At 44.6% G+C, this 18608-nt stretch carries 24 protein-coding genes; 15 read left to right on the top strand and 9 right to left on the bottom strand.

The genetic code is table 11. The annotated features are described in order from the left end of the window. Positions 1-7 precede the first annotated feature (7 nt). Genes ACI49J_RS01195 through ACI49J_RS01180 form a run of 4 tightly spaced genes read left to right on the top strand, consistent with a single transcriptional unit; the run spans position 8 to position 1635 of the window. Positions 8-532, top strand: coding sequence for an ATP-binding protein (locus ACI49J_RS01195; protein WP_240253744.1), 525 nt, complete (start codon positions 8-10; stop codon positions 530-532). Then, a complete protein-coding gene (locus ACI49J_RS01190; protein ID WP_240253743.1) occupies positions 523-1020 on the top strand; it encodes a CDP-2,3-bis-(O-geranylgeranyl)-sn-glycerol synthase in 498 nt (165 codons plus the stop codon). Before ACI49J_RS01195 ends, ACI49J_RS01190 begins: the two co-directional genes overlap by 10 nt. Before the next feature lie 7 nt (positions 1021-1027). Further along, positions 1028-1360 carry a hypothetical protein gene (locus ACI49J_RS01185; protein ID WP_012021968.1) on the top strand — a complete coding sequence of 111 codons (333 nt, stop codon included), beginning with the start codon at positions 1028-1030 and terminating at the stop codon, positions 1358-1360. 56 nt (positions 1361-1416) lie between these two features. After that, positions 1417-1635, top strand: a complete 219-nt coding sequence (locus ACI49J_RS01180) for a hypothetical protein (protein WP_240253741.1) — start codon at positions 1417-1419, stop codon at positions 1633-1635. On the opposite strand, the gene mcm is transcribed toward ACI49J_RS01180, so the two are convergent. Then, a complete protein-coding gene (mcm, locus tag ACI49J_RS01175; RefSeq protein WP_240253740.1) occupies positions 1632-3692 on the bottom strand; it encodes a minichromosome maintenance protein MCM in 2061 nt (686 codons plus the stop codon). The two genes, ACI49J_RS01180 and mcm, sit on opposite strands and share 4 nt — an antisense overlap. Then, entirely contained in the window at positions 3673-4218 is a 546-nt protein-coding gene (locus ACI49J_RS01170) for a DNA replication complex GINS family protein (protein WP_240253739.1), read from the bottom strand. Before ACI49J_RS01170 ends, mcm begins: the two co-directional genes overlap by 20 nt. Positions 4219-4309: 91 nt before the next feature. Between ACI49J_RS01170 and ACI49J_RS01165 the strand changes: the two genes are divergently transcribed. From ACI49J_RS01165 to moaC, 4 genes are read left to right on the top strand one after another with little or no spacing between them, the layout of a single operon-like run. Then, the gene (locus tag ACI49J_RS01165; RefSeq protein ID WP_240253738.1) at positions 4310-4813 is read left to right on the top strand and encodes a THUMP domain-containing protein; all 504 of its coding nucleotides are present in this window, start codon (positions 4310-4312) and stop codon (positions 4811-4813) included. A 33-nt stretch (positions 4814-4846) separates the two neighbouring features. After that, entirely contained in the window at positions 4847-6100 is a 1254-nt protein-coding gene (locus tag ACI49J_RS01160) for an ORC1-type DNA replication protein (RefSeq protein ID WP_240253737.1), read from the top strand. Further along, a complete protein-coding gene (locus tag ACI49J_RS01155) occupies positions 6075-6329 on the top strand; it encodes a hypothetical protein (RefSeq protein WP_012021974.1) in 255 nt (84 codons plus the stop codon). Before ACI49J_RS01160 ends, ACI49J_RS01155 begins: the two co-directional genes overlap by 26 nt. An 11-nt stretch (positions 6330-6340) precedes the next feature. After that, a complete protein-coding gene (gene moaC / locus ACI49J_RS01150) occupies positions 6341-6769 on the top strand; it encodes a cyclic pyranopterin monophosphate synthase MoaC (RefSeq protein WP_240253736.1) in 429 nt (142 codons plus the stop codon). Here moaC and ACI49J_RS01145 read toward each other — a convergent pair. From ACI49J_RS01145 to psmB, 4 genes are read right to left on the bottom strand one after another with little or no spacing between them, the layout of a single operon-like run. Beyond that, entirely contained in the window at positions 6756-8087 is a 1332-nt protein-coding gene (locus ACI49J_RS01145; protein WP_240253735.1) for a replication factor C large subunit, read from the bottom strand. The two genes, moaC and ACI49J_RS01145, sit on opposite strands and share 14 nt — an antisense overlap. After that, positions 8084-9064, bottom strand: coding sequence for a replication factor C small subunit (locus ACI49J_RS01140; protein ID WP_012021977.1), 981 nt, complete (start codon positions 9062-9064; stop codon positions 8084-8086). Before ACI49J_RS01140 ends, ACI49J_RS01145 begins: the two co-directional genes overlap by 4 nt. Before the next feature lie 55 nt (positions 9065-9119). Continuing rightward, positions 9120-9572: a YbhB/YbcL family Raf kinase inhibitor-like protein gene (locus ACI49J_RS01135; protein ID WP_012021978.1), complete on the bottom strand. Its 453-nt coding sequence runs from the start codon at positions 9570-9572 to the stop codon at positions 9120-9122. Between the two features lie 31 nt (positions 9573-9603). Then, positions 9604-10257 carry an archaeal proteasome endopeptidase complex subunit beta gene (psmB, locus tag ACI49J_RS01130; RefSeq protein ID WP_012021979.1) on the bottom strand — a complete coding sequence of 218 codons (654 nt, stop codon included), beginning with the start codon at positions 10255-10257 and terminating at the stop codon, positions 9604-9606. A gap of 221 nt (positions 10258-10478) precedes the next feature. Here psmB and ACI49J_RS01125 point away from each other — a divergent pair, with 221 nt between their 5' ends. The 3 genes from ACI49J_RS01125 (at position 10479) to meaB (ending at position 12857) form a co-directional block, all read left to right on the top strand. Next, entirely contained in the window at positions 10479-10877 is a 399-nt protein-coding gene (locus ACI49J_RS01125) for a helix-turn-helix domain-containing protein (RefSeq protein ID WP_240253733.1), read from the top strand. 626 nt (positions 10878-11503) lie between these two features. Further along, positions 11504-11923 (top strand): cobalamin B12-binding domain-containing protein, encoded by a 420-nt coding sequence (locus ACI49J_RS01120; protein ID WP_275691891.1) that lies wholly within the window; start codon positions 11504-11506, stop codon positions 11921-11923. After that, entirely contained in the window at positions 11913-12857 is a 945-nt protein-coding gene (meaB, locus tag ACI49J_RS01115; protein WP_012021983.1) for a methylmalonyl Co-A mutase-associated GTPase MeaB, read from the top strand. The genes ACI49J_RS01120 and meaB overlap by 11 nt, the downstream gene beginning before the upstream one ends. Positions 12858-12896: 39 nt before the next feature. On the opposite strand, the gene ACI49J_RS01110 is transcribed toward meaB, so the two are convergent. Next, on the bottom strand, positions 12897-13532 hold the full coding sequence (locus ACI49J_RS01110) for a DUF2250 domain-containing protein (RefSeq protein ID WP_240253732.1): 636 nt from the start codon (positions 13530-13532) through the stop codon (positions 12897-12899). Continuing rightward, positions 13517-14116 (bottom strand): alpha/beta fold hydrolase, encoded by a 600-nt coding sequence (locus tag ACI49J_RS01105; protein WP_240253730.1) that lies wholly within the window; start codon positions 14114-14116, stop codon positions 13517-13519. The genes ACI49J_RS01110 and ACI49J_RS01105 overlap by 16 nt, the downstream gene beginning before the upstream one ends. 146 nt (positions 14117-14262) lie before the next feature. Here ACI49J_RS01105 and ACI49J_RS01100 point away from each other — a divergent pair, with 146 nt between their 5' ends. Both ACI49J_RS01100 and ACI49J_RS01095 read left to right on the top strand, forming a co-directional pair. Further along, the gene (locus ACI49J_RS01100; RefSeq protein ID WP_240253728.1) at positions 14263-15492 is read left to right on the top strand and encodes an NAD(P)/FAD-dependent oxidoreductase; all 1230 of its coding nucleotides are present in this window, start codon (positions 14263-14265) and stop codon (positions 15490-15492) included. A gap of 5 nt (positions 15493-15497) precedes the next feature. Beyond that, a complete protein-coding gene (locus ACI49J_RS01095) occupies positions 15498-16079 on the top strand; it encodes a DUF1641 domain-containing protein (protein ID WP_144418792.1) in 582 nt (193 codons plus the stop codon). On the opposite strand, the gene ACI49J_RS01090 is transcribed toward ACI49J_RS01095, so the two are convergent. After that, entirely contained in the window at positions 16072-16878 is an 807-nt protein-coding gene (locus ACI49J_RS01090) for an ATPase (RefSeq protein WP_240253727.1), read from the bottom strand. The genes ACI49J_RS01095 and ACI49J_RS01090 overlap by 8 nt on opposite strands. Before the next feature lie 96 nt (positions 16879-16974). Here ACI49J_RS01090 and ACI49J_RS01085 point away from each other — a divergent pair, with 96 nt between their 5' ends. Together ACI49J_RS01085 and ACI49J_RS01080 are read left to right on the top strand one after the other, a co-directional pair. Next, positions 16975-17520, top strand: a complete 546-nt coding sequence (locus ACI49J_RS01085; protein ID WP_240253726.1) for a hypothetical protein — start codon at positions 16975-16977, stop codon at positions 17518-17520. A 218-nt stretch (positions 17521-17738) separates the two neighbouring features. Continuing rightward, positions 17739-18602, top strand: a complete 864-nt coding sequence (locus tag ACI49J_RS01080; protein ID WP_240253725.1) for a dihydrodipicolinate synthase family protein — start codon at positions 17739-17741, stop codon at positions 18600-18602. The last annotated feature ends 6 nt before the right edge of the window (positions 18603-18608 follow it).

The following is an 18608-nucleotide window of genomic DNA, read 5'->3' as shown; positions in this document are numbered from 1 at the left end:
CTTATCAGTGGGATATAAACATTTATCAGTAACTGATTTCCTTTTCAATCGAGGTAATATTATCTCGATATTTGGTGCCTCGGGAACGGGAAAGACTGCACTGGGTCTTCACGTGATTAGGGAGATGAAGGATGGAGTGTTCATATCGACCACAGGTCAGGGTTACAAGGGTAGAATCAAGGGAAGGTGGGACAGCATGTTTGTGGACGCTAGCGGTGAATATGAGCTCTTTGTGGCCGTTATGGAGGCGGTGGAGATGGACCCAAGAGTTATCGTGGTTGACGCCATAAACAGATTTTATAGGATAAATAGAAAAATCTCTCAGTTTCTAATGACACTCAACATACTTAAGCTGGCTAGGCGAAGGGTGCTCATGACCTGGGAGATGTCAACTAACAACAGGGTGAGCGGGCATAAGATAATGACCTTCTACTCAGATGATATCTTCAGAACCACAGGAAGGTACATCATAGGTAATGGAAGGAGATGTAAGTTTGCCATAAGAGAAGATGGGGTATTGGGATGTACCTAGTGGAGTTACTGCTAGGGTTGGTGTATTATTTACCAGCCTTTGTGGCCAACGGATCAGGACCCATAGTAAGGAAGGGCAATCCCATAGATTTTGGGAAAAATTTCACGGACGGTAGAAGGATTCTGGGAGACGGTAAGACCTTCGAGGGATTGCTCATGGGACTAACCTATGGTACTACCGTGGGCGTTGTTCTGTCCTTCTTTCTAGGTATACACTGGATCGTTATCTCCTTTATGGAATCGTTGGGCGCAATGCTAGGGGATATGCTAGGGGCCTTTATTAAGAGAAGGATGAATATACCTAGAGGTGGAAGGGCTCTTTTCCTGGATCAGCTGGACTTCATCTTTGGATCTACAGCCTTAGGGTACCTGGTAGGGCTTTCGGTTACAGTGTACCAATTCCTTCTAGTGGTCGCAATAGCTTTCGTGGCTCACGTCCTTACAAACATGGCAGCATATCGATTAAGAATAAAAAGCGTCCCGTGGTAATTGTGTCATGGTAAATCCGCAAAGAACGTTATCGCAAATACTTGAGACCTATGTAACAATAATTCTTGTAATAATCTTAATTGTTGGGATAGCAGGAGTTCTAGCAATTCCCTATTACATTTCCCCAATAACCTATTCCCAAGGAGGCCCAACAAACGGGGGTTATCTGGTCCTTGGAGTGATATTGGTTGGCATGTTACTAGCCGGGACTTTCCTCTTGGAGAGGAAACAGGTAGAACTTGGTGCATTTACCATTATTTTCGCAGTCGTTATTCTTTCGATAATAGTATGGGAATTATATGGCGTATCCAGCGTCAATAACATAATCCATAACATCTAGAAGCATAACATCTAGAAGAGAAAGTTATTTTAGGTAATGCATTATTGAATCGAATCATGGAACCAATTAAGGTAAAACTTTCCACGGGCAAGGAAGTCGTCATAGACGAAAACGCGGTGTCAGTTCTTAACAGGTATGCAAGAACTCTTCTCACTTTGGACGGCGTGGCAAAGGAGCTGAATCTAACAGGATGGGAAGAGGCATATGAACTGATTAAGGCTGTGCCGTCATGGGTTCTCTGGACCCCTCTAGAAATATACAAGAGATCTGGTTAGGAAACTTTCTTAAAGCACTCAGTCGCAGCCTCATAAATTAGGCCGCTTTTCTTCATGTCTGATATTATCTTTTCAGCGCTACTTTTCTCTATGCCTTCTCTTTCAGATTCTTTTATTATATCCTTAAGTTTAGCGCAACCCTTATCATTGGATAACTGTTCGATAACCTCCATAATCTTGACCATTTTCTCCCTAGCGCTCTTCGGTTTCCCAGTCATTATTGTATCTATATCGAGCGAGCCAGACTCAACGTCAATCCCCACCTTTTCAAGGAATATTCTCATAATATTTATCGCCCTCTCTGCATCCTCCCTTGTGGCCTCTTGGCGTAAAGCCATCCTCGCGTAGGCCTCTGTAATCCTAATGAGTGCCTCTAACTGTCTTGGAGTAATGAGAATTGGTGAGCTAGGGTTTTCGCTACTTTTCCTTCTCATTTCCACGTAAAAGTCTGCTAGGAGTTGCTTCGCCTCCTCATTCAACTTCGGGTTCACGAACTTCCTCGCAAAGGCTATGTACTTCTTTAGGTCTTCCACCGGAATGAAGTTCCTTATCTCCTTCCCACTATGCATGTCCAGGATGTGGTTTGCCAGGTTCTGGTCCTCCGTTCCGGGCTTATCCACGAGTATGAAGATGAGGTCAAACCTGGAGAGGATAGTGGGCGGAAGCTCTATATTTTCTGCAACGGCCCTCTCCTGGATATATCTTCCGAACTTGGGGTTTCCAGCTGCTATGATAGTGGCTCTGGCATTAAGCTTCGCTAATATTCCCGCCTTTGCGATGGAGACCGTCTGTTGTTCCATGGCCTCATGTATGGCTACCCTATCCTCTTCTCTCATCTTGTCTATCTCGTCTATCACCGCTATACCTCCATCAGCTAGGACCAGAGCACCGGCCTCCAGATAGTAGTCTCCCGTGTTTTTCTCCCTCACCACCGCCGCAGTGAGACCAGCTGCAGTAGCTCCCTTACCTGTAGTGTAAACAGATCTTGGGGACACCCTAGCTGCAAACTGAAGAATCTGCGACTTTGCAGTACCTGGATCACCTATAATGAGTACGTGTATGTCCCCCCTTGTCCTTGTTCCATCTTCCATAAGTCTCGATACGCCACCAAACAAAGCCAGGGCTATGGCCTCCTTGATTTCCCAATGATCATAAATTGAAGGGGCGATGGAGGATATTATGGCTTCCCTTATCCAGGGATTTTTGGCCATATTCTCTATCTTTTTCCTATCCTCCTCCGTTATCTCGACTTCATCTAGTACCTTCTGGGATATCTCCACGTTAATTACCTTCAAGTAGATGTCAAAGATGGATCTGCTCCCCTTGCGAAGGAAGGAATCCTGCTTTATCATTAGTATCCCAGTAAACCTAACCCTATCCCCTGGTCTCGCAGAATCCACAAGGTCATCCTCAAATACTGCCTCCAATTGCCTAGGGATCTGACCTGGAGGAACCTCCTCTGGTCTTTCTTGGATTATGACCCTCTGCCAGTCGGTCAACTCGGCCTTCTGAGGAATAATGTCGAACTGGCCAGGTTTACCGCATACTGGACACACAGAGGGCATCTTTATGGTTTCGTCCATTTCCTCGTCCTCTGGCCATCTGAATTCTGCGTTACACTCGGGATGGACATGCTTGAGGACTATCCTGTAGGCCCTCTCCTTAATTGGGGTCTGCTTGGTAAGTATACCTTCAACCACAACTATCTTATTTATCTCAGAACTTCTGATCCTGCGTAGTTCCACCAGTCTTGGAACGTTTACAAGTCTCAGATGAACCCTCTGAACCTCAGTTACGAACTGTGGGTCTTGCTCCTCCAATAACTTAAGAATCCTGTCCTCCAGGATGGGCAGAGTTGATAGCGGATTGTTAATTATTTCTGTTGCTAACTTCTCATCAAATTGATAAATCTCATTGAAATCCACTACGAGGCTCCTTTTCCTAAATGCTAGTATCTCATTGATCTGTTGAAGATATTTCAGGTTCCCGTCTCTATCCCTAGAGGTTCTGATAAATTCCTCCAGCCTTTCACCTAAATCAAACTGCTGAGTCTCCATCACTCTCACCTATCAAGGTAAGTGAAAGTCTCAAATCTTGAAATACCAAATTTTCCTCTGGTGTCATCTTATTTATAAGGGTTTGGTCAAACACATTGAGACTGGCCAACTGGACTATCTTTCTAATCCTTAGTCTTTGTAGTTCGTTGACCATGTAGGACAGCCTCCTGTAGTTCTCCAGATCGCTAGGGGAACTACTCCCTGAGAGTTTCTTGAGAGTATATCTCGCTCTCATGTAAAAGTCCCACGGGATTTGAACAAGGGATCCAGGCACAGTGGCGTTCTGCTTCTCTTGGTAAAGATATTTCGATATTTCCTCTATGGTAACTGGAATCTGAGATACATAACCTTCGGGCTCCAGAACCTCTATTAACCATGACGGTAACTCCGATTGACTTCCCTTCGCTAGTTTAACTTCCTCCATTCCAAGATCAATGGTAAAGGTGTCATCCAGAACCTCAACCCTTCTCTTCCAAGTCTTGACAAGTCTTCCTAGAGCCCTGTACTTAGCCTTGATCAAACCCACTACACTAATACATTTTGATGTGTATCCTTTAAAAGGAAGACAATATTTTACAGCGTGGACTTTGAACATAAACTGCTCCGTGGTGTAACTCATGGACAAGTTTGAGCAGGTCAGGCTACTGATCACTACCGCCCCTAATAAGGGGAACAAGTGCAGGACCGATGTCCTAAACAGGTTAATCCCATATGACGTGGAGGTCAGAATTGAAGAACCCATAAAGAACGTGTTGCTGGTTTACTCGAAATTACCAAGCGTACAGTGTTATGGGTTAGTCATGTCTGCTCCTCCAGCATGTGCTAGAAAAGTTTATCCTGTGGTTCAAGTAACTAGGGCTGAGTATAGAGAAATTATCACCTCCTCCCTTGCCATGCTACAGGGGAAAGGCGGATCCGTGTATGTCGAATGTATTCTCAGATCTGGTAATCTAGATTGCAGAACCCTTCAGATGGCCTTGGGAGGATACTTAAGGGATAAGTTCAAAATAGATTCTAAAAATTTCAATCTGAAGCTATCCATTAATGTACTTGGGGAAATCTGTACCATATCGCTCCTCAGAAAGGATCAGGAGAAAGTTTCGGTTAAGTCTCTCAGCTAAAATATAAGGTATAACCACTAATTTTAGGAATAGGTGAAAGTTACGACTAATCTCGAGGACATTATAGAGAGTGGCCTATCTGGAAGCACTATCTTCAAGCAACAGAAGGTATTATCGCCAGATCACATACCTAGCCGACTTCCGCATAGGGAAGAGAAAATCAAGGAGTTATCTCTAGCATTTAGGGAACTTACCACTAACATGGGTTCCGCGTCAGTTAGAGTTGTAGTATCAGGCCCTACTGGTACCGGAAAAACCGTGACTACCAAATCCTTCGGGGAAGCGCTCAAGAAAAGGTTAAATGAGAGAGGGTTGAGGCTTGAGTACATTCATGCCAACTGTCATAGTCAGAGGACGCTATACCTGTTAACCATGGAAATAGCCTCCCATCTAAAGCTACCAATTCCAGTTAGGGGCCTTTCGTCTCAGGAGGCTTTCAAGATTATTCATGATTACCTGGTAAAGAGGAACATTCATCTCATACTGACCCTCGATGAATTTGATTACTTGATAAATACCTCCTCCTATGAGGATATCTATTTCCTTGTGAGACTTTATGATGAACTTTCCTCTGCATCTAGGCATATTAGCTATATCTTCATCATGAGGGATGAACAAAACCTGTACACGCTGGATAGGAGTATCAGGGATCACATTCTACGAAACGTAATAAGACTTGAACCGTACAAGTCCCACGAACTGAAGGACATACTTATGGACAGAGTTAACGAAGCCTTTTACCCAAACGTGGTTCCAGACGAGACTGTGGAGTATATCTCCAACCTTTATGGTCACGACAAAGGTGGTAGTGGCAACGCTAGGCTAGCAATTGAGGCACTAGAGGTGGCAGGAAAGATAGCAGAGGCGAGGAACTCTCCCCTAGTCCTCATTGAGCATGTCAAGGAGGCTAACTCCAGGATAAACGTGGAGGCAGGTGAGATTCTGGACGAGATTCCCTTGCTGGACCTGCACCTCCTTATCATGCTAAAAGCCCTGATAAATTTGCATAATAGATTGAAAGTGGATTCAGTCCCCATAGGTAAACTGGAAAAGGAGTACGCCGAGCTGTGTGCGGAGCTTGGGGAAGAACCCAGGAGACACACCCAGATATACGAATATGTGAGGAGAATGAAACTGATGGGGATCCTAGAAACCCAGCAGAGCGGGAAGGGAATGAGGGGGAGAACCACGTTAATCTCCCTTTCAGTTCCGATCACCCAGGATTTTGAGGATCTAATAACGAAGAACCTGAGGATGAAACTTGATAACAGAGAGGAGCCTGTATAGATTAAGGATACTCTCGACGCTCCTCAAGGAGGGTGAAATTCCAATTAGTCTCGTGGCTAGGGAGTCAAGGCTGAGGTTTGACATAGCCAAGAGGGAAATAGCGGAGATGGAGAGGAAAGGGCTAGTGGAGATCCTTGATTCAGGAAGGGTTAAGCTAGTGAGAATAAACATGACCAATCGAAAGGTTATAATATTGAGGAATCTAATTGAAGAGCTTGAGGACCTTTGAAGGAGGCCGTAATGGTAGATATCTCCCACAAGGACGTTGTGTTAAGGGAGGCTTTAGCTGAGGGTTTCATTAAACTTAGGCCAGAGACTATCCAGCTCGTTAGGGAGGGTAAAATAGAGAAGGGGGACGTCATCACGATAGCCAAGACTGCGGGAATTCTAGCAGCCAAGAGGACACCCGATCTACTACCACTATGCCATCCTATACCCCTGGAAAAGGTTGAAATGGAGGTCCTTGTGGAAGATGGGGGAATTAGGGTGAGGAGTAAGGTTATGGCTCACTATAAAACCGGTGTGGAAATGGAGGCTCTGACCTCGGTTTCAGTTGCCCTGCTAACCATCTGGGATATGGTTAAGAAGTACGAGAAGGATGAGAGGGGCCAATATCCGTCTACCGCTATCACTGACGTCAAAGTGATCAATAAAATCAAGGTTTCTTAGACCTGGATTTAGAGGTCGTTCTAGACCTAGAAGTTCTCTCAGAGGGCTGTGCAGTAGATCCAGTTTCCTTCAAGGCCACATCCCTTACCTGTGAGGACTGAATGAATTCAATCTCCTCTGGACTAAGATCTAGGTTCTTCGCCAGCTCATCCAAGTCCTTTGATGTCATGATAAGGAAGAACGGGAACACGTCGTTGTAAATTTTCGTTGAAGAGGAATGTAGGTGGAATCCTATCTTCTTGATTATCTGATCCCTAGTATCCCTAGTCCTCTTAGATTTGTACAATTGCTGTACTAGGGTAGGGAATTGGTACTTCTTCCACTTCGCTTTCCACGAGGGACTCTTCTTCTCCACTTCAGCCATCGCGACACCGGGACCCATAAGGTCAAAGGTGTAACTTAGCATATCCCAGCTGGAAAGCTTGGCCCTTGTGAGGAAGATAGATGCCCTAGCTAGGGCGTCGTAACCTCTCCATATATCATTTAACATTTCATACTGAATCGGTATGTTCTCGGATAACCATCTCATTAGAAGATCATATTCGACCTGGGAGTTAGACACTGCCTGCTTGGCCTGCCAACCATATCTTGCCCAAAACACGCTCCTGACAGTCTCAAAGGGATCTAGCTCCCTCTCCTTTCTTCTTACTAGCTCACTTACCAGCTTTTCCGTGACCTCTCCATATCCCTCAGCAATGGATTGAAGGAAATTTATGGCGTATCTAGAGTCGCCGTCTGAGGCCTCTATGATCTGATCCAACGCGTTATCCTCGCACTTAATTTTCTCGCCAGAGCAGATTTTTTTGAGTAATCTCCTCATAGCAATCTTCCCAAGTTTTTTTACCTCAATCATCTTCACCGCATTTCTAAGATCACGTAGATTCGGATTCCATGGATCGTTAGCAGCCATCAATATGGGATACTTCGTGTTCTTAATTATCTCTAGAATTGCTGATACTGCTCCGTAGTCTTGCTTTGGTTGAATTCCATCCACTTCATCGAGAAAGATTAGCTTTCCCCTAATTCCAAAGAGAGAACCACTAATTGAAGCCCGCTCCACTATTGCCCTAAGTGAGGTCAAGTTTCTGGTATCGCTGGCATTGGTCTCCACGAGCTCAAGTTTGTAGGTATTGGCCAACGCTATAGCCATGGAAGTTTTCCCGGTCCCAGGAGGACCATACAACATTACTGCCGTGGAGGAGGGAGATCCCTTGAGCCAAGAATCTATCCAAGCCCTCAACTCCTCCTTTACGTCCTCTTGATTCTCCACGTCATCCAGGGTCTTTGGTCTATACTTAACCACCCAGGGAACGGTCATTTCTTCTCGCCTAAATACTTCTGACCTAGAAGGGCCAGCTTTGCCAGCATTGCGGACAACTGTATTTCGTCATCTGCCCCCTCTATTATCCTGAACTCAACCTCCCCTATGTAATCCGTCAGCAAAACCCTGAGCTCTTCTGGTATTTGATACTCATTTGAGAATATATCTCTGTGAACTTGTTTAACAATATCCTCTCCAGAGAGACCGTAATTGATAATCAAGGAGAGTAACTTCGACCTAGCGTCCATGAATCTACCTTGAAGTGCCAGCTTCACCATGTCCCTAACTTCCTTAGGCTGGGCCAGTCCCAGTACCTTGAAGACTGCCTCCTGCGTCACCTTACCATAGGCAGACGCTGCCTGAAGCACGTTGATTGCCTTTCTCATGTCCCCATTGGTCACATCATATATCACGTCAAGCGCCTTAGGATCATATTGTACCCCTTCCTGCTTCATGATGAATTCTAGCCTTGATATTACGTCCTCCTTTTTGAGTGGGTAGAACCTAAAGAGAGCGGTACGGGACTGGATAGGATCTATAATCTTGCTCAGGTAGTTACAGGCAAGTATAAACCTGGTGGTCTCGGTATAGAGCTCCATGGTTCTCCTCAAAGCCTGTTGCGCATCTGCAGTCATGTTATCAGCTTCGTCTAATAACACGGTCTTGAAGGGAACGCTACCCGGAGTCACTGTTCTTGCGAACTCCTTTACCTTATTTCTAATTACGTCTATACCCCTCTCATCACTGGCGTTCAGCTCGAGAAGATATTGCTCATAATTCTCGCCATATAGGTCATGAACCAACGCCAAGGCTGAGGTAGTTTTACCTGTCCCTGGAGGTCCAGCAAACAGCAAGTGAGGCATGTTCTTTTCCTTAACGAAGTGTTTCAGACGCTCCACGATGTCCCTTTGGTTCACGATATCATCTAAACTTCTAGGCCTGTACTTTTCGGCCCATAATATTTCATCCATCATTATCAGTTGTAAAATAGGAAGAGCATTATTAAAAAACCGGTTTCCCGCCTTGTAGCTAGTCCCTCCTGTATTTACCCATTAAATTACCCACAGCTATAACATGTCCCTCCATAGCGTCCCTTAGCTCCTCTGCCGACACCCTCTTCAGTGCCCTAAGCGAGAGTTCCGTATTTAAAGCATAGACGTTGAAGTAATATCTATGATATCCATGTCCCTTAGGGGGACATGGGCCGTTATACCCAATCTTTCCGAAATCATTGAGGCCTTGGAGACCGTATTGAGTTTTCTCTCTCTTCTCTATTCCCTCTGGAAGCTCATTGACCTTCACGTTATAGATTACCCAGTGGACGAAGGTACCACCGGGTGCATCGGGGTCCTCAACTATGATGGCATAGGTAACCGAGCCAGGCACCCTCTCCCACTTAAGAGGCGGAGATACGTCTTTACCCTCGCACGTATACTGAAGCGGAATAACTTCCTCGTTCTTGAAGACTGAACTAACAAGCATGAAATAAAGTAAGCTTCAATGTATAAAATCTTTACATTGCTTCCTTCCTGTTAGGATAAATCTCCCTTTCCACGTGGCCCTCTTTCGTTATCTTCGTCACAATTACCCCTGTCCCCGTGAAGGAATCCCTCTTAATTGCTGACATAACAGCCCTTGCTGCCAGATCCATAGCCTGGTCGCCCGTGAGATCAGGACTATAGCCATCCTCTAATACGCCCATGGCCACTGGAGAACCTGAACCCGTTGCAACGTATGTCTCCTCTGTCATGTCCCCTAGGTAGTCGAGATTGAATAGCCTGGGTTGGGTATCATAGCCTCCCATGAGTATCTGGACCAGATATGGGAAGTACTTGTTCTGGGATAGGATGTTTGTGAGATAAGTAGCTAGGGACTTGACGGTCACTGGTCTATTCCCTGAAATAAGGTTATAGTGGTATATATTCTTCATGTAATTATAGATAAATTGTAGATCTGCAACACTACCCGCGGTAGTCATCCCAATGCGGTCATCAATGTACACTATTTTTCTGACCATCTTGTTGGCAACAAAAAACCCTGCACTGGCTCTCCTGTCGGCAGCCAGGATAACGGCATCCTTAACCACTAAACCCACAGTGGTAGTGCCCTTGAGGATCTTGATCTTATCCTTTGAGGGTCTGCTCTCAAATTCTCCAAAACCTTCCATCTTGCTCAGAATCTATTTGATAGGCCCCGTATTTGAAACTTTGTTTAACTCTCACGCGAGTTGCAGTCAGATTCTAGGAAGCTTAGCCCTTACCTCATGACTCCTCACTGTATCACCTTCCTGATACTTGCGTTTGATCCAGTGCATCGTGCCAAATATCACTTAATTGTACAGCCAAAATGAAGAAAAGTTTTATAGTGTAATTGGGACTCACATAGCATATGGAGAGCTTAACAGGGACTAGGCGAAAGATATACTACTATCTTGTGAAGCAGAAGGATCCTGTCCCTCTGAGGAAAATTCAGAGGGAACTTAAATTAAGCTCTCCGTCACTCGCTTTATATCACCTGAAGAAGCTGGAGGAGAATGGTCTAGTCAAAGAGACAGACGATGGTTACGTGGTTACTAAGCTAGTCCTAGGAGATTTTGTCAAATTAATGAACGTGCTTATTCCCAGGTCGGCGTTTATGGCTTCGTTCCTTATTGCGTCCCTGATACTGCTTTGGGTCATTAACATGATAAACCCGTATTCCGTCACCCTTTTCTCCTCTATTGTTATTGCGATTCCTGCTGGTATTTTTATTATTGATGTTGTAAGAAAATACAATGAAATAAGATAATAGCGATTATTTCCCTTACTTAATATCTAACTAGATAATAATACAGCAGAGACATTGAAAGGGCATCAATGATTGACATAGTTAGCGAAGGATATACATAAAGAGGATCTTTGTCATGGCTCCACATGAAGAAAGAGAATGAATAAGTTATTCCTTGGGCAGTAAAAAGCACTGCCAACACGGTTAGTATCACAGATATCTTTCCTCCAAAACTCATCCTAAGTCGGCTGAACTCGACTAGAGTAAGAACGGAGAGTATAGCGGCAAATATTGAAAGTCCAATAGTTATATACCAAACTTCAAACATCTATGAGTCTATTTTTACTGAAATCTTAATGTGATAATAAGCCTTTGCCCAAATCCTCAGTCACATTATTTTGGGATTCAATACTCCTCAAATCTACATAAAAATCTCATATAAAAAATAATTGCAGGGCTCTGTTATTGAATTGTTTTAGGGAGGAACTCTTAGATCAATCATTGGGAGCTTGTCTGAGTATAGTGGTCATGATCATATTTGATCATTTTGTCGCCCATATCCATTCGTATCAAAACAGCCTCCTAGTGAACATTATTGCTTGCGTGAATGTTTAAACTATTTAAACTTGAGAGACATGATACTACTGATGGATAAGAGGATAAAAGTAGTAGTGGCTAAACTTGGGCTGGACGGTCATGATAGGGGAGCGAAGGTTATCGCCAGGGCCCTTAAGGACGCAGGTATGGAGGTAGTTTACACTGGTCTAAGGCAAACGCCTGAACAGATAGTTAGAACTGCTATTCAGGAGGACGCTGACGTAATTGGTATTAGTATACTAAGCGGAGCTCACCTAGAATTGATGCCAAAAATAGTTGAGGCCATGAAGAAGGCTGGCTTAGATGATGTAGGTCTTGTGTTAGGGGGAGTTATCCCACCGGAGGACATTCCCAAGCTGAAAGCTATGGGGATTGATGACGTATTTCTGCCTGGAACAAGTTTGAAGGAGATAGCTCAGAGAGTTTCAAAGCTCGCCTCAACCAAGAGAGGTATAAAGGTTGAAGGATGACCTTCTGAATAGGGCGTTAAATGGCGACGAGTTGGCCATATCAAAGGTCTTGACCAATATAGAGTACGCGACTGAGAAGGGACTTAGCTACCTGGGCGAATTGGCTAAATTGTCCGGGAAGGCACATACGGTGGGAATAACGGGTATACCGGGGGCAGGTAAAAGCACACTGATCTCTGATCTAATTGAAAGTTATACGGCTTCCGGGCATAGGGTTGGGGTAATAATGATAGACCCGTCGAGCCCCATTTCCATGGGTTCCTTCATGGGCAACAGGATAAGAATGCAGGATAAAACACTTCTCAAAAACGTGTTTATCCGCAGTATAGCCTCTAGAGGTCACCTCGGCGGGTTCTCCTCTGAAGCTATTATGCTAACGGAGGCTTTAGACGGTCTGGGATACGACAGGATAATAGTGGAGACCGTGGGGGCAGGGCAGACTGATACGGACGTCATGTCCATAACTCACTCCGTGGTAGTGCTTGTTATCCCTGGCACGGGCGATGAAATACAGGCATTAAAGGCAGGCATAATGGAGATTGGGGATGTATATGCAATCAACAAGGCTGATAAACCTGAAGCTGAGGCGGTGTATGATGCGGTGAAGTTTGCAATAGATAGCGGAGAGATGATATTCAGGGATGAATGGAAGCCTAGGATTCTAAAGGTAAGTGCACTGAGAAAGACAGGGATAGACGAGCTTGTTAACACCCTTGAAGAGCATGCGGAGTATCTTAGGCAGAGGGGTCTATTTGAACAAAGGATCAAGAATAGAAGGACTAAGATGGTGGAACTCCTGCTTAGGAGAAGACTCTACGACGTGACTTCCAAGATCATAGAGAACAACAGCGAAGAAATTAACGAGCTAGTAAGGGAAGGCTACATTAACGAGTTACTGACTAAATTGTATCATGAGGTAAAGGAGAAGCTTTAAGTAAGTTACGTTGAAGTAGTCTCATTTCTCTTGGGTTGTCTACTTTGGTAATATACCCCTCCTTTTCATCTCCCTTACTGTCAATTCCCCTATCCTCGTCAGGCCATAATACTTATGATGCGTCCTCGTTTCCTTTTTAGGTTTTGATTTTCTATCCCCAAATTTGATAATTTTCGCATTAACCTCCTCCAGCAACCCCATTTGCACCAACTGCTCCAGCTTGGAATTGACCTCCTCCAAGTCCTTCTTGGTGAGCTTGGCGTAAGTTAACGCGTGATCTGCGTTCAACTCCTCAGCGAGTCTAACTATGTTTAGTGCCAGGTCGTCGCCCTGAAGGTAATCTATGTACGCATCTATTAGGTCCTTTTCCTCCAAATATCTAAGAAGATGATCCCCTGTTCTAGTCAGAGAATAGTAGGTATGGTGCTTATGCACCTCCGAGCTCAACTTGAATTTGGCTTCAGTGTTTTTCAGTGTGGCTCCTTTCACTCTCTCTATTAAACCAAGGTTTTCCAGCTTATCAAGAATGATCACCACTTCCTCGATGGGGATCTTCGTATTCAACATTATTGACTTACCGTAATCCACATTTGCCTTTCTCAGATGCTGTAGAATCATGAGATATCTTTTGTCTTCAATGAGCTTTTTGAGGTAGTTCTTTAGCTCGGGCTCCATTTTAGGTCATTCATGAATTTCACTATGGTATCATTGAACTTCTTTGGTTCATCCAGGTAGCACGCGTGCTGGTTTCCAATAATCTCCAGTTTAGCACTGGACATCCTCTCCATGATCTTCTTGGCGTTGCTTAAAGGGGAGACGTTGTCCTTAGATCCCCAAATAAGAAGTATTGGCTTGCCGTTTAGCTTCCCCAAATCCTTCTCAAATTCGTCTACACCCACGGCCCCAATCAAGATTAACCCAGAGAACTTTCCTCGCTTCACAGCATAACTAAGGACAGCATGACCTCCCATTGACGGACCAAGAAGGACAGCTTCAGCAAGGCCCATTTCCTCCAGAAGGTCACCTATGAATTCCCCAAGATCTCCCCATCTACCCCTTTCAGACTTCCCATATCCTGGGAAATCCACAGCTATTCCCGGTATCCTCGCCTCCTTAAGCCGGGTCAGAGTGCCCACCTGGTTCCACGTCTCGGCATTGAACCTTGCCCCATGGAACATCACAATTCTAGGTTTCTCTGAGAGATCATTATTAAGATAGTGAATTCTCGTACCCTTCACGTTAACCGATAGCTCTGCCATGTAGTAAAATATTAGATTGGAAGCTTTAAAGTTTTTGAACTTTATCTTAAAAAATAATAAGTTTAACTATCTTAAATAGAAATTTTGTTCAGATTTATTGAAATAAAGTTTTTTAAGTGTCGCGACTAGGTAACAAAAGATCTAAAATGACAAAGGTCTTAGTTTTAGGTGGAAGATTCGGCGGACTTACTGCCGCCTATAACGCAAAGAGACTGTTGGGGAGCAAGGCTGAGGTTAAGCTGATGAACCAGGACAGGTTCACGTACTTTAGGCCTGCTCTCCCACACGTGGCCATAGGTGTGAGGGACGTAGAGGAGCTCAGGATAGATTTGGCCAGCGCAATGCCAGAGAAGGGAATATCCTTTGCCCAAGGGAAGGTAGAGAAGATAGATGCTGAGTCTAGGATAGTTTACTACAAGAAACCAGATGGAGGAATGGGAGAAGAGGAATATGATTACCTAATGGTGGGGATAGGCGCACACCTTGGCACTGAACTCATAAAGGGATGGGATCAGTTCGGTTACAGCGTTTGCGAACCGGAGTTTGCAGTCAAACTTAGGGATAGACTGAAGGACTTCAAGGGCGGACACATCACCATCGGATCGGGTCCCTTCTACCAAGGAAAGAATCCTAAACCCAAAGTTCCAGAGAACTTTGTACCTCAAGCAGACTCAGCATGTGAAGGGCCTGTCTTCGAGATGTCGCTGATGCTACACGGGTACTTCACAAGGAAGGGTATGTGGGATAAGGTGAAAATAACGGTCTACTCTCCCGGCGAATATCTGTCAGATCTTTCTCCCGCATCCAGGAAGGCCGTTGCTGAGATCTATAAAGGATTGGGAATAGAGCTAGTACACAACTTCAGACTAAAGGAATTGAGAGAGAAGGAAATAGTGGATGAAAAAGGTAACAAGCTTGAATCGGATCTGAGTATACTACTTCCGCCTTACACGGGTAACCCGGCACTTAAGGCTTCCACAAAGGACCTAGTGGACGATGGAGGATTCATCCCTACTGACCTGAACATGCAATCCATCAAGTATGACAACATATATGCAGTTGGCGATTCTAACGCCCTAACTGTGCCTAAGCTGGGGTACTTGGCGGTTCAGACTGGAAGGATCGCGGCTCAACATCTGGCGAAGAGATTGGGAGTTAACACGAAGGTGGAATCCTACTATCCTACCATCGTATGCGTAGCCGACAATCCACTTGAGGGATATGCCGTCTCAGTGAAGGATGATACCTGGTATGGAGGTCAGGTCTCGGTAGCTCAACCTGCTGCAGTGAATCACTTGAAGAAGGAACTATTCACCAAGTACTTCATGTGGACCAAGGGTGATATGGTCCTAGAGAAATTCTTGGGAAGCTGGTGAGGTTAGTGGAGACACTCGAGGTTCAGACTATTGACAAACTAATGAGCCCAGATAACCTAATGACCATAAACAGAGTTCTTGACCTGCTGGGAACCCTAGACAGAATGGGAATACTCGACCTAGTAAACGGTGCTCTGCAGGACGAGGAACTAATTGGAAAAATTATGGGATCGATAATCAATGATAACACCCTCTCAATGGTGACCCAACTCAATAACCTAGGTTCACTAATGAAAGTCTTCATGGACAAGGACGTAGCTGATGATCTTCAGTATGTATTCAAGTTACTATCCTCTCTCAGGAACTCAGGATTAATGGATCCGATAATCGGCATGCTCAATGATCCTGAGACGCTAGGTAAAGTTTTAGGATCTCTCGTTAATGATAAAACCCTCCAGCTAATCGAGAACTGGAATAGTACCTTAGATCTGGTAAACGCCGTGGGCAATGCGCTGAAACAGGAGCACAAGCCCGTCAAATCTGTTATAGACATTTACAGAATGATGAAGGATCCAGAAGTGCAAAACGGTTTAGGGCTTCTCTTTGGTATTATAAAGGAACTAGGTAAGATCGCCAAGACTAAATAATTTCCTTTTTTATCAAGAAATCTATGAGTGCAGGACTTCTAGATGTCGCTAATTCCAGGGTATAGGTCTCTGGTTTGAGGAATTTGAATGCCTCCTCTGTCTTAATCAACCAAGGCGGAAGAGAGGATAGACTGAGGAACTTAGAGTACTCCCGTCCGTCGAAGACATAGGCTCTTCCAGGGACAATGGTGATAACGTAGTCTACCCCTGGTGGATAATATGTAGGACAGGAGGCATTATTGTATGACTCGATAAGAACATTCTTGTGACGATTCAATGCACTGATAACGTTGTTATGCACGATCTCCCCCGAATTTTCTATGAGTCTCCACATCTCGCGTTCCTCCACTGGAACTGGATCAAACCTTGAAATCAGCCTCTCGAGTACATCCCTCATGGAGGATGAAATCAAGCGAGAGGGGGCTCGAAGGTACATTCTCTTTTGTTCAACGGTCATTCTCATCATGACGGGATAACCCCTGTCCATTAAAGAGAGGTAATAGGGGAAGTTCCGCTCGATGCTTTCAGGATCCACAGGGAAAAACAAAACTGCGAACGGATTAATTTCCTCGATACTCTCCCCCGTATTTTCGTAGTAATTTAGGGCGTCATTGCCCACGAGTACACCAAGTTCCATGCTCCGCGTCAACGTTGAGTAGCTATACCAGCCGTTATGTCCTGCCACAGGTTTCATGGGAAAAAGGTTTATTCCAACCTCCCTGAGGAGGGAGATGAGAGTAAGCCCAAACCTAGTCTTCCCTGAGTCGTGTGGTAAGCCTCCATTGATCAGGAGCCTCATAAATGAACCGTTACTCTCAAGGGAATAAATGCCTTACCTCATAAAGAGGGCTAGATTTGGATTAAGTATATAATCCTAGCAAGGAATCAATGATTTGTGAGAACAGGACTTCTGATGCTGGCTGGCATCATAATGGCAGTGGCTCTGGCTTATCTTTCCATAATGATAGCCAGCCTACCATTTTATCCCTTTCACGATAGGAGTTTCAGAGATGACATGGAGACAGGGATATACTTTGGGGGAAGCCAGCATCAGGTGATCTTCTCGCCCCCCATGGCGTCTTCTGGAAATAGTTCATATATGAACCTCAACTTTACTTCATCTATTGAGAACACGGTGACATACACTGTGGATAATTATTCGTTTTTTGTATGTCCCAACACTATCCACGTTTATCCAATCAACATGACTTCTTCGCCTAACGGGACAGTCACATTCACGGTCACGCTTGCTGGTAACGGCTTTGTCCATATGGTTGGCGACAACAAGTTTTACAGGGTTGTGGAATTCCAAGAGGATTTTACACAAAATAACGTCTCAATAACTGTAACATTACAGCTAAACAATGTGCCTCCTGGAGAACTTTGGATCCCAGTTTGGAACCATTGTCACACAGAATATGTAGAAGTGGTTATTGAATAAATTTTCTCTGTGTGATTAGAGAAAGGTATGCGAGCCAATTTTAAGTGCCAAAAGTAAGCCCACAAAGATTCTTCAATCTCTAATAGACTAGAGACGACAAATTCTGTATTAACTCAGTCTTAACGAGATTTAGAATAGAGATATCTTACCGGCAAAGAGTTGATCCTGGAGTGCTGTACCAGCTTGAACTTATTATGCACCACATTCTAGGTATTTACATGAAACAGATTATTGTTGCTAACGTTACACCCTTCGATGAGAAAGGGAACCTGGACCTAGAGGGGTTAAGGACCCTTTACAATTTTGACCTGAGCAGAGGTGCAACGGGTTTCTGGGTGATGGGTACCACTGGAGAATGTAAGATGCTCACTTATTCCGAGAAGCTAGCTGTGGCTAAGGCGTCAATAGAGACCCTAGGGAACAAGGCTATCATTGGAATAAACGAGGAGTCCACTGACAACGCAGTGAAGCTGGCTAAGGAGATCGTCGATATGGGTGCCTCAAAGATATTCTCGCTTCCACCCATCTATCACAGGCCATCAGAACTTGGACTCTTCAAGTTCTTTGAATCCATTTCCAAGATAGGTATTCCAGTCTACGTTTATAACATACCCAGTTACGTTGGATATAACATAGAGCTCAACCTCACTAGGAAAATGGCAGAGGAGGGCATTATACAGGGAATGAAATACACTACCAACGACTTAGTCTCATTTAACGAGTATACAAGATTAAAGCAGGATCATAGAGAATTTGAGATATTCATGGGCACTGAGCACCTCATCCTCCCATCTCTGATGTATGGTGGTGACGGGGTAGTAACCGCAGTAGCTAACTTCGCTCCAGAATTTGTGAAGAACATTTTTGATTCCTTCGAAAAGGGCGATATCTTGAAGGCCATGGAGGACCAGTATAAGGTCATAAAGTTGGCATCTGCGGTATCTGGAGAAGATTACCCTGCAGGAGTTAAGATTGCCCTTAGATATAGGGGTATATACGTGGGAAGAGTTAGGGAACCACTCCAGGAAGACATAAATCGTGAGGGGGTAATATACGCAACGTTGAAGGAGTTCGGACTCTAAATGATG

This window comes from Metallosphaera sp. D4-4 (genome assembly GCF_046245145.1).
Lineage (GTDB): Archaea > Thermoproteota > Thermoprotei_A > Sulfolobales > Sulfolobaceae > Metallosphaera > Metallosphaera sedula.
The sequence above is the reverse complement of the archived record's forward strand: the minus strand, read 5'-3'. Positions and strand labels throughout refer to the sequence as shown.

What these genes read in the sequence shown, in the direction of transcription:
- ACI49J_RS01190 (WP_240253743.1), top strand. Translation starts at nt 523, where the DNA reads ATGTACCTAGTGGAGTTACTGCTAGGGTTGGTGTATTATTTACCAGCC.
- ACI49J_RS01185 (WP_012021968.1), top strand. Translation starts at nt 1,028, where the DNA reads ATGGTAAATCCGCAAAGAACGTTATCGCAAATACTTGAGACCTATGTA.
- ACI49J_RS01180 (WP_240253741.1), top strand. Translation starts at nt 1,417, where the DNA reads ATGGAACCAATTAAGGTAAAACTTTCCACGGGCAAGGAAGTCGTCATA.
- mcm (WP_240253740.1), bottom strand. Translation starts at nt 3,692, where the DNA reads ATGGAGACTCAGCAGTTTGATTTAGGTGAAAGGCTGGAGGAATTTATC.
- ACI49J_RS01165 (WP_240253738.1), top strand. Translation starts at nt 4,310, where the DNA reads ATGGACAAGTTTGAGCAGGTCAGGCTACTGATCACTACCGCCCCTAAT.
- moaC (WP_240253736.1), top strand. Translation starts at nt 6,341, where the DNA reads ATGGTAGATATCTCCCACAAGGACGTTGTGTTAAGGGAGGCTTTAGCT.
- ACI49J_RS01145 (WP_240253735.1), bottom strand. Translation starts at nt 8,087, where the DNA reads ATGACCGTTCCCTGGGTGGTTAAGTATAGACCAAAGACCCTGGATGAC.
- ACI49J_RS01140 (WP_012021977.1), bottom strand. Translation starts at nt 9,064, where the DNA reads ATGATGGATGAAATATTATGGGCCGAAAAGTACAGGCCTAGAAGTTTA.
- ACI49J_RS01135 (WP_012021978.1), bottom strand. Translation starts at nt 9,572, where the DNA reads ATGCTTGTTAGTTCAGTCTTCAAGAACGAGGAAGTTATTCCGCTTCAG.
- psmB (WP_012021979.1), bottom strand. Translation starts at nt 10,257, where the DNA reads ATGGAAGGTTTTGGAGAATTTGAGAGCAGACCCTCAAAGGATAAGATC.
- ACI49J_RS01125 (WP_240253733.1), top strand. Translation starts at nt 10,479, where the DNA reads ATGGAGAGCTTAACAGGGACTAGGCGAAAGATATACTACTATCTTGTG.
- ACI49J_RS01120 (WP_275691891.1), top strand. Translation starts at nt 11,504, where the DNA reads ATGGATAAGAGGATAAAAGTAGTAGTGGCTAAACTTGGGCTGGACGGT.
- ACI49J_RS01110 (WP_240253732.1), bottom strand. Translation starts at nt 13,532, where the DNA reads ATGGAGCCCGAGCTAAAGAACTACCTCAAAAAGCTCATTGAAGACAAA.
- ACI49J_RS01105 (WP_240253730.1), bottom strand. Translation starts at nt 14,116, where the DNA reads ATGGCAGAGCTATCGGTTAACGTGAAGGGTACGAGAATTCACTATCTT.
- ACI49J_RS01100 (WP_240253728.1), top strand. Translation starts at nt 14,263, where the DNA reads ATGACAAAGGTCTTAGTTTTAGGTGGAAGATTCGGCGGACTTACTGCC.
- ACI49J_RS01090 (WP_240253727.1), bottom strand. Translation starts at nt 16,878, where the DNA reads ATGAGGCTCCTGATCAATGGAGGCTTACCACACGACTCAGGGAAGACT.
- ACI49J_RS01080 (WP_240253725.1), top strand. Translation starts at nt 17,739, where the DNA reads ATGAAACAGATTATTGTTGCTAACGTTACACCCTTCGATGAGAAAGGG.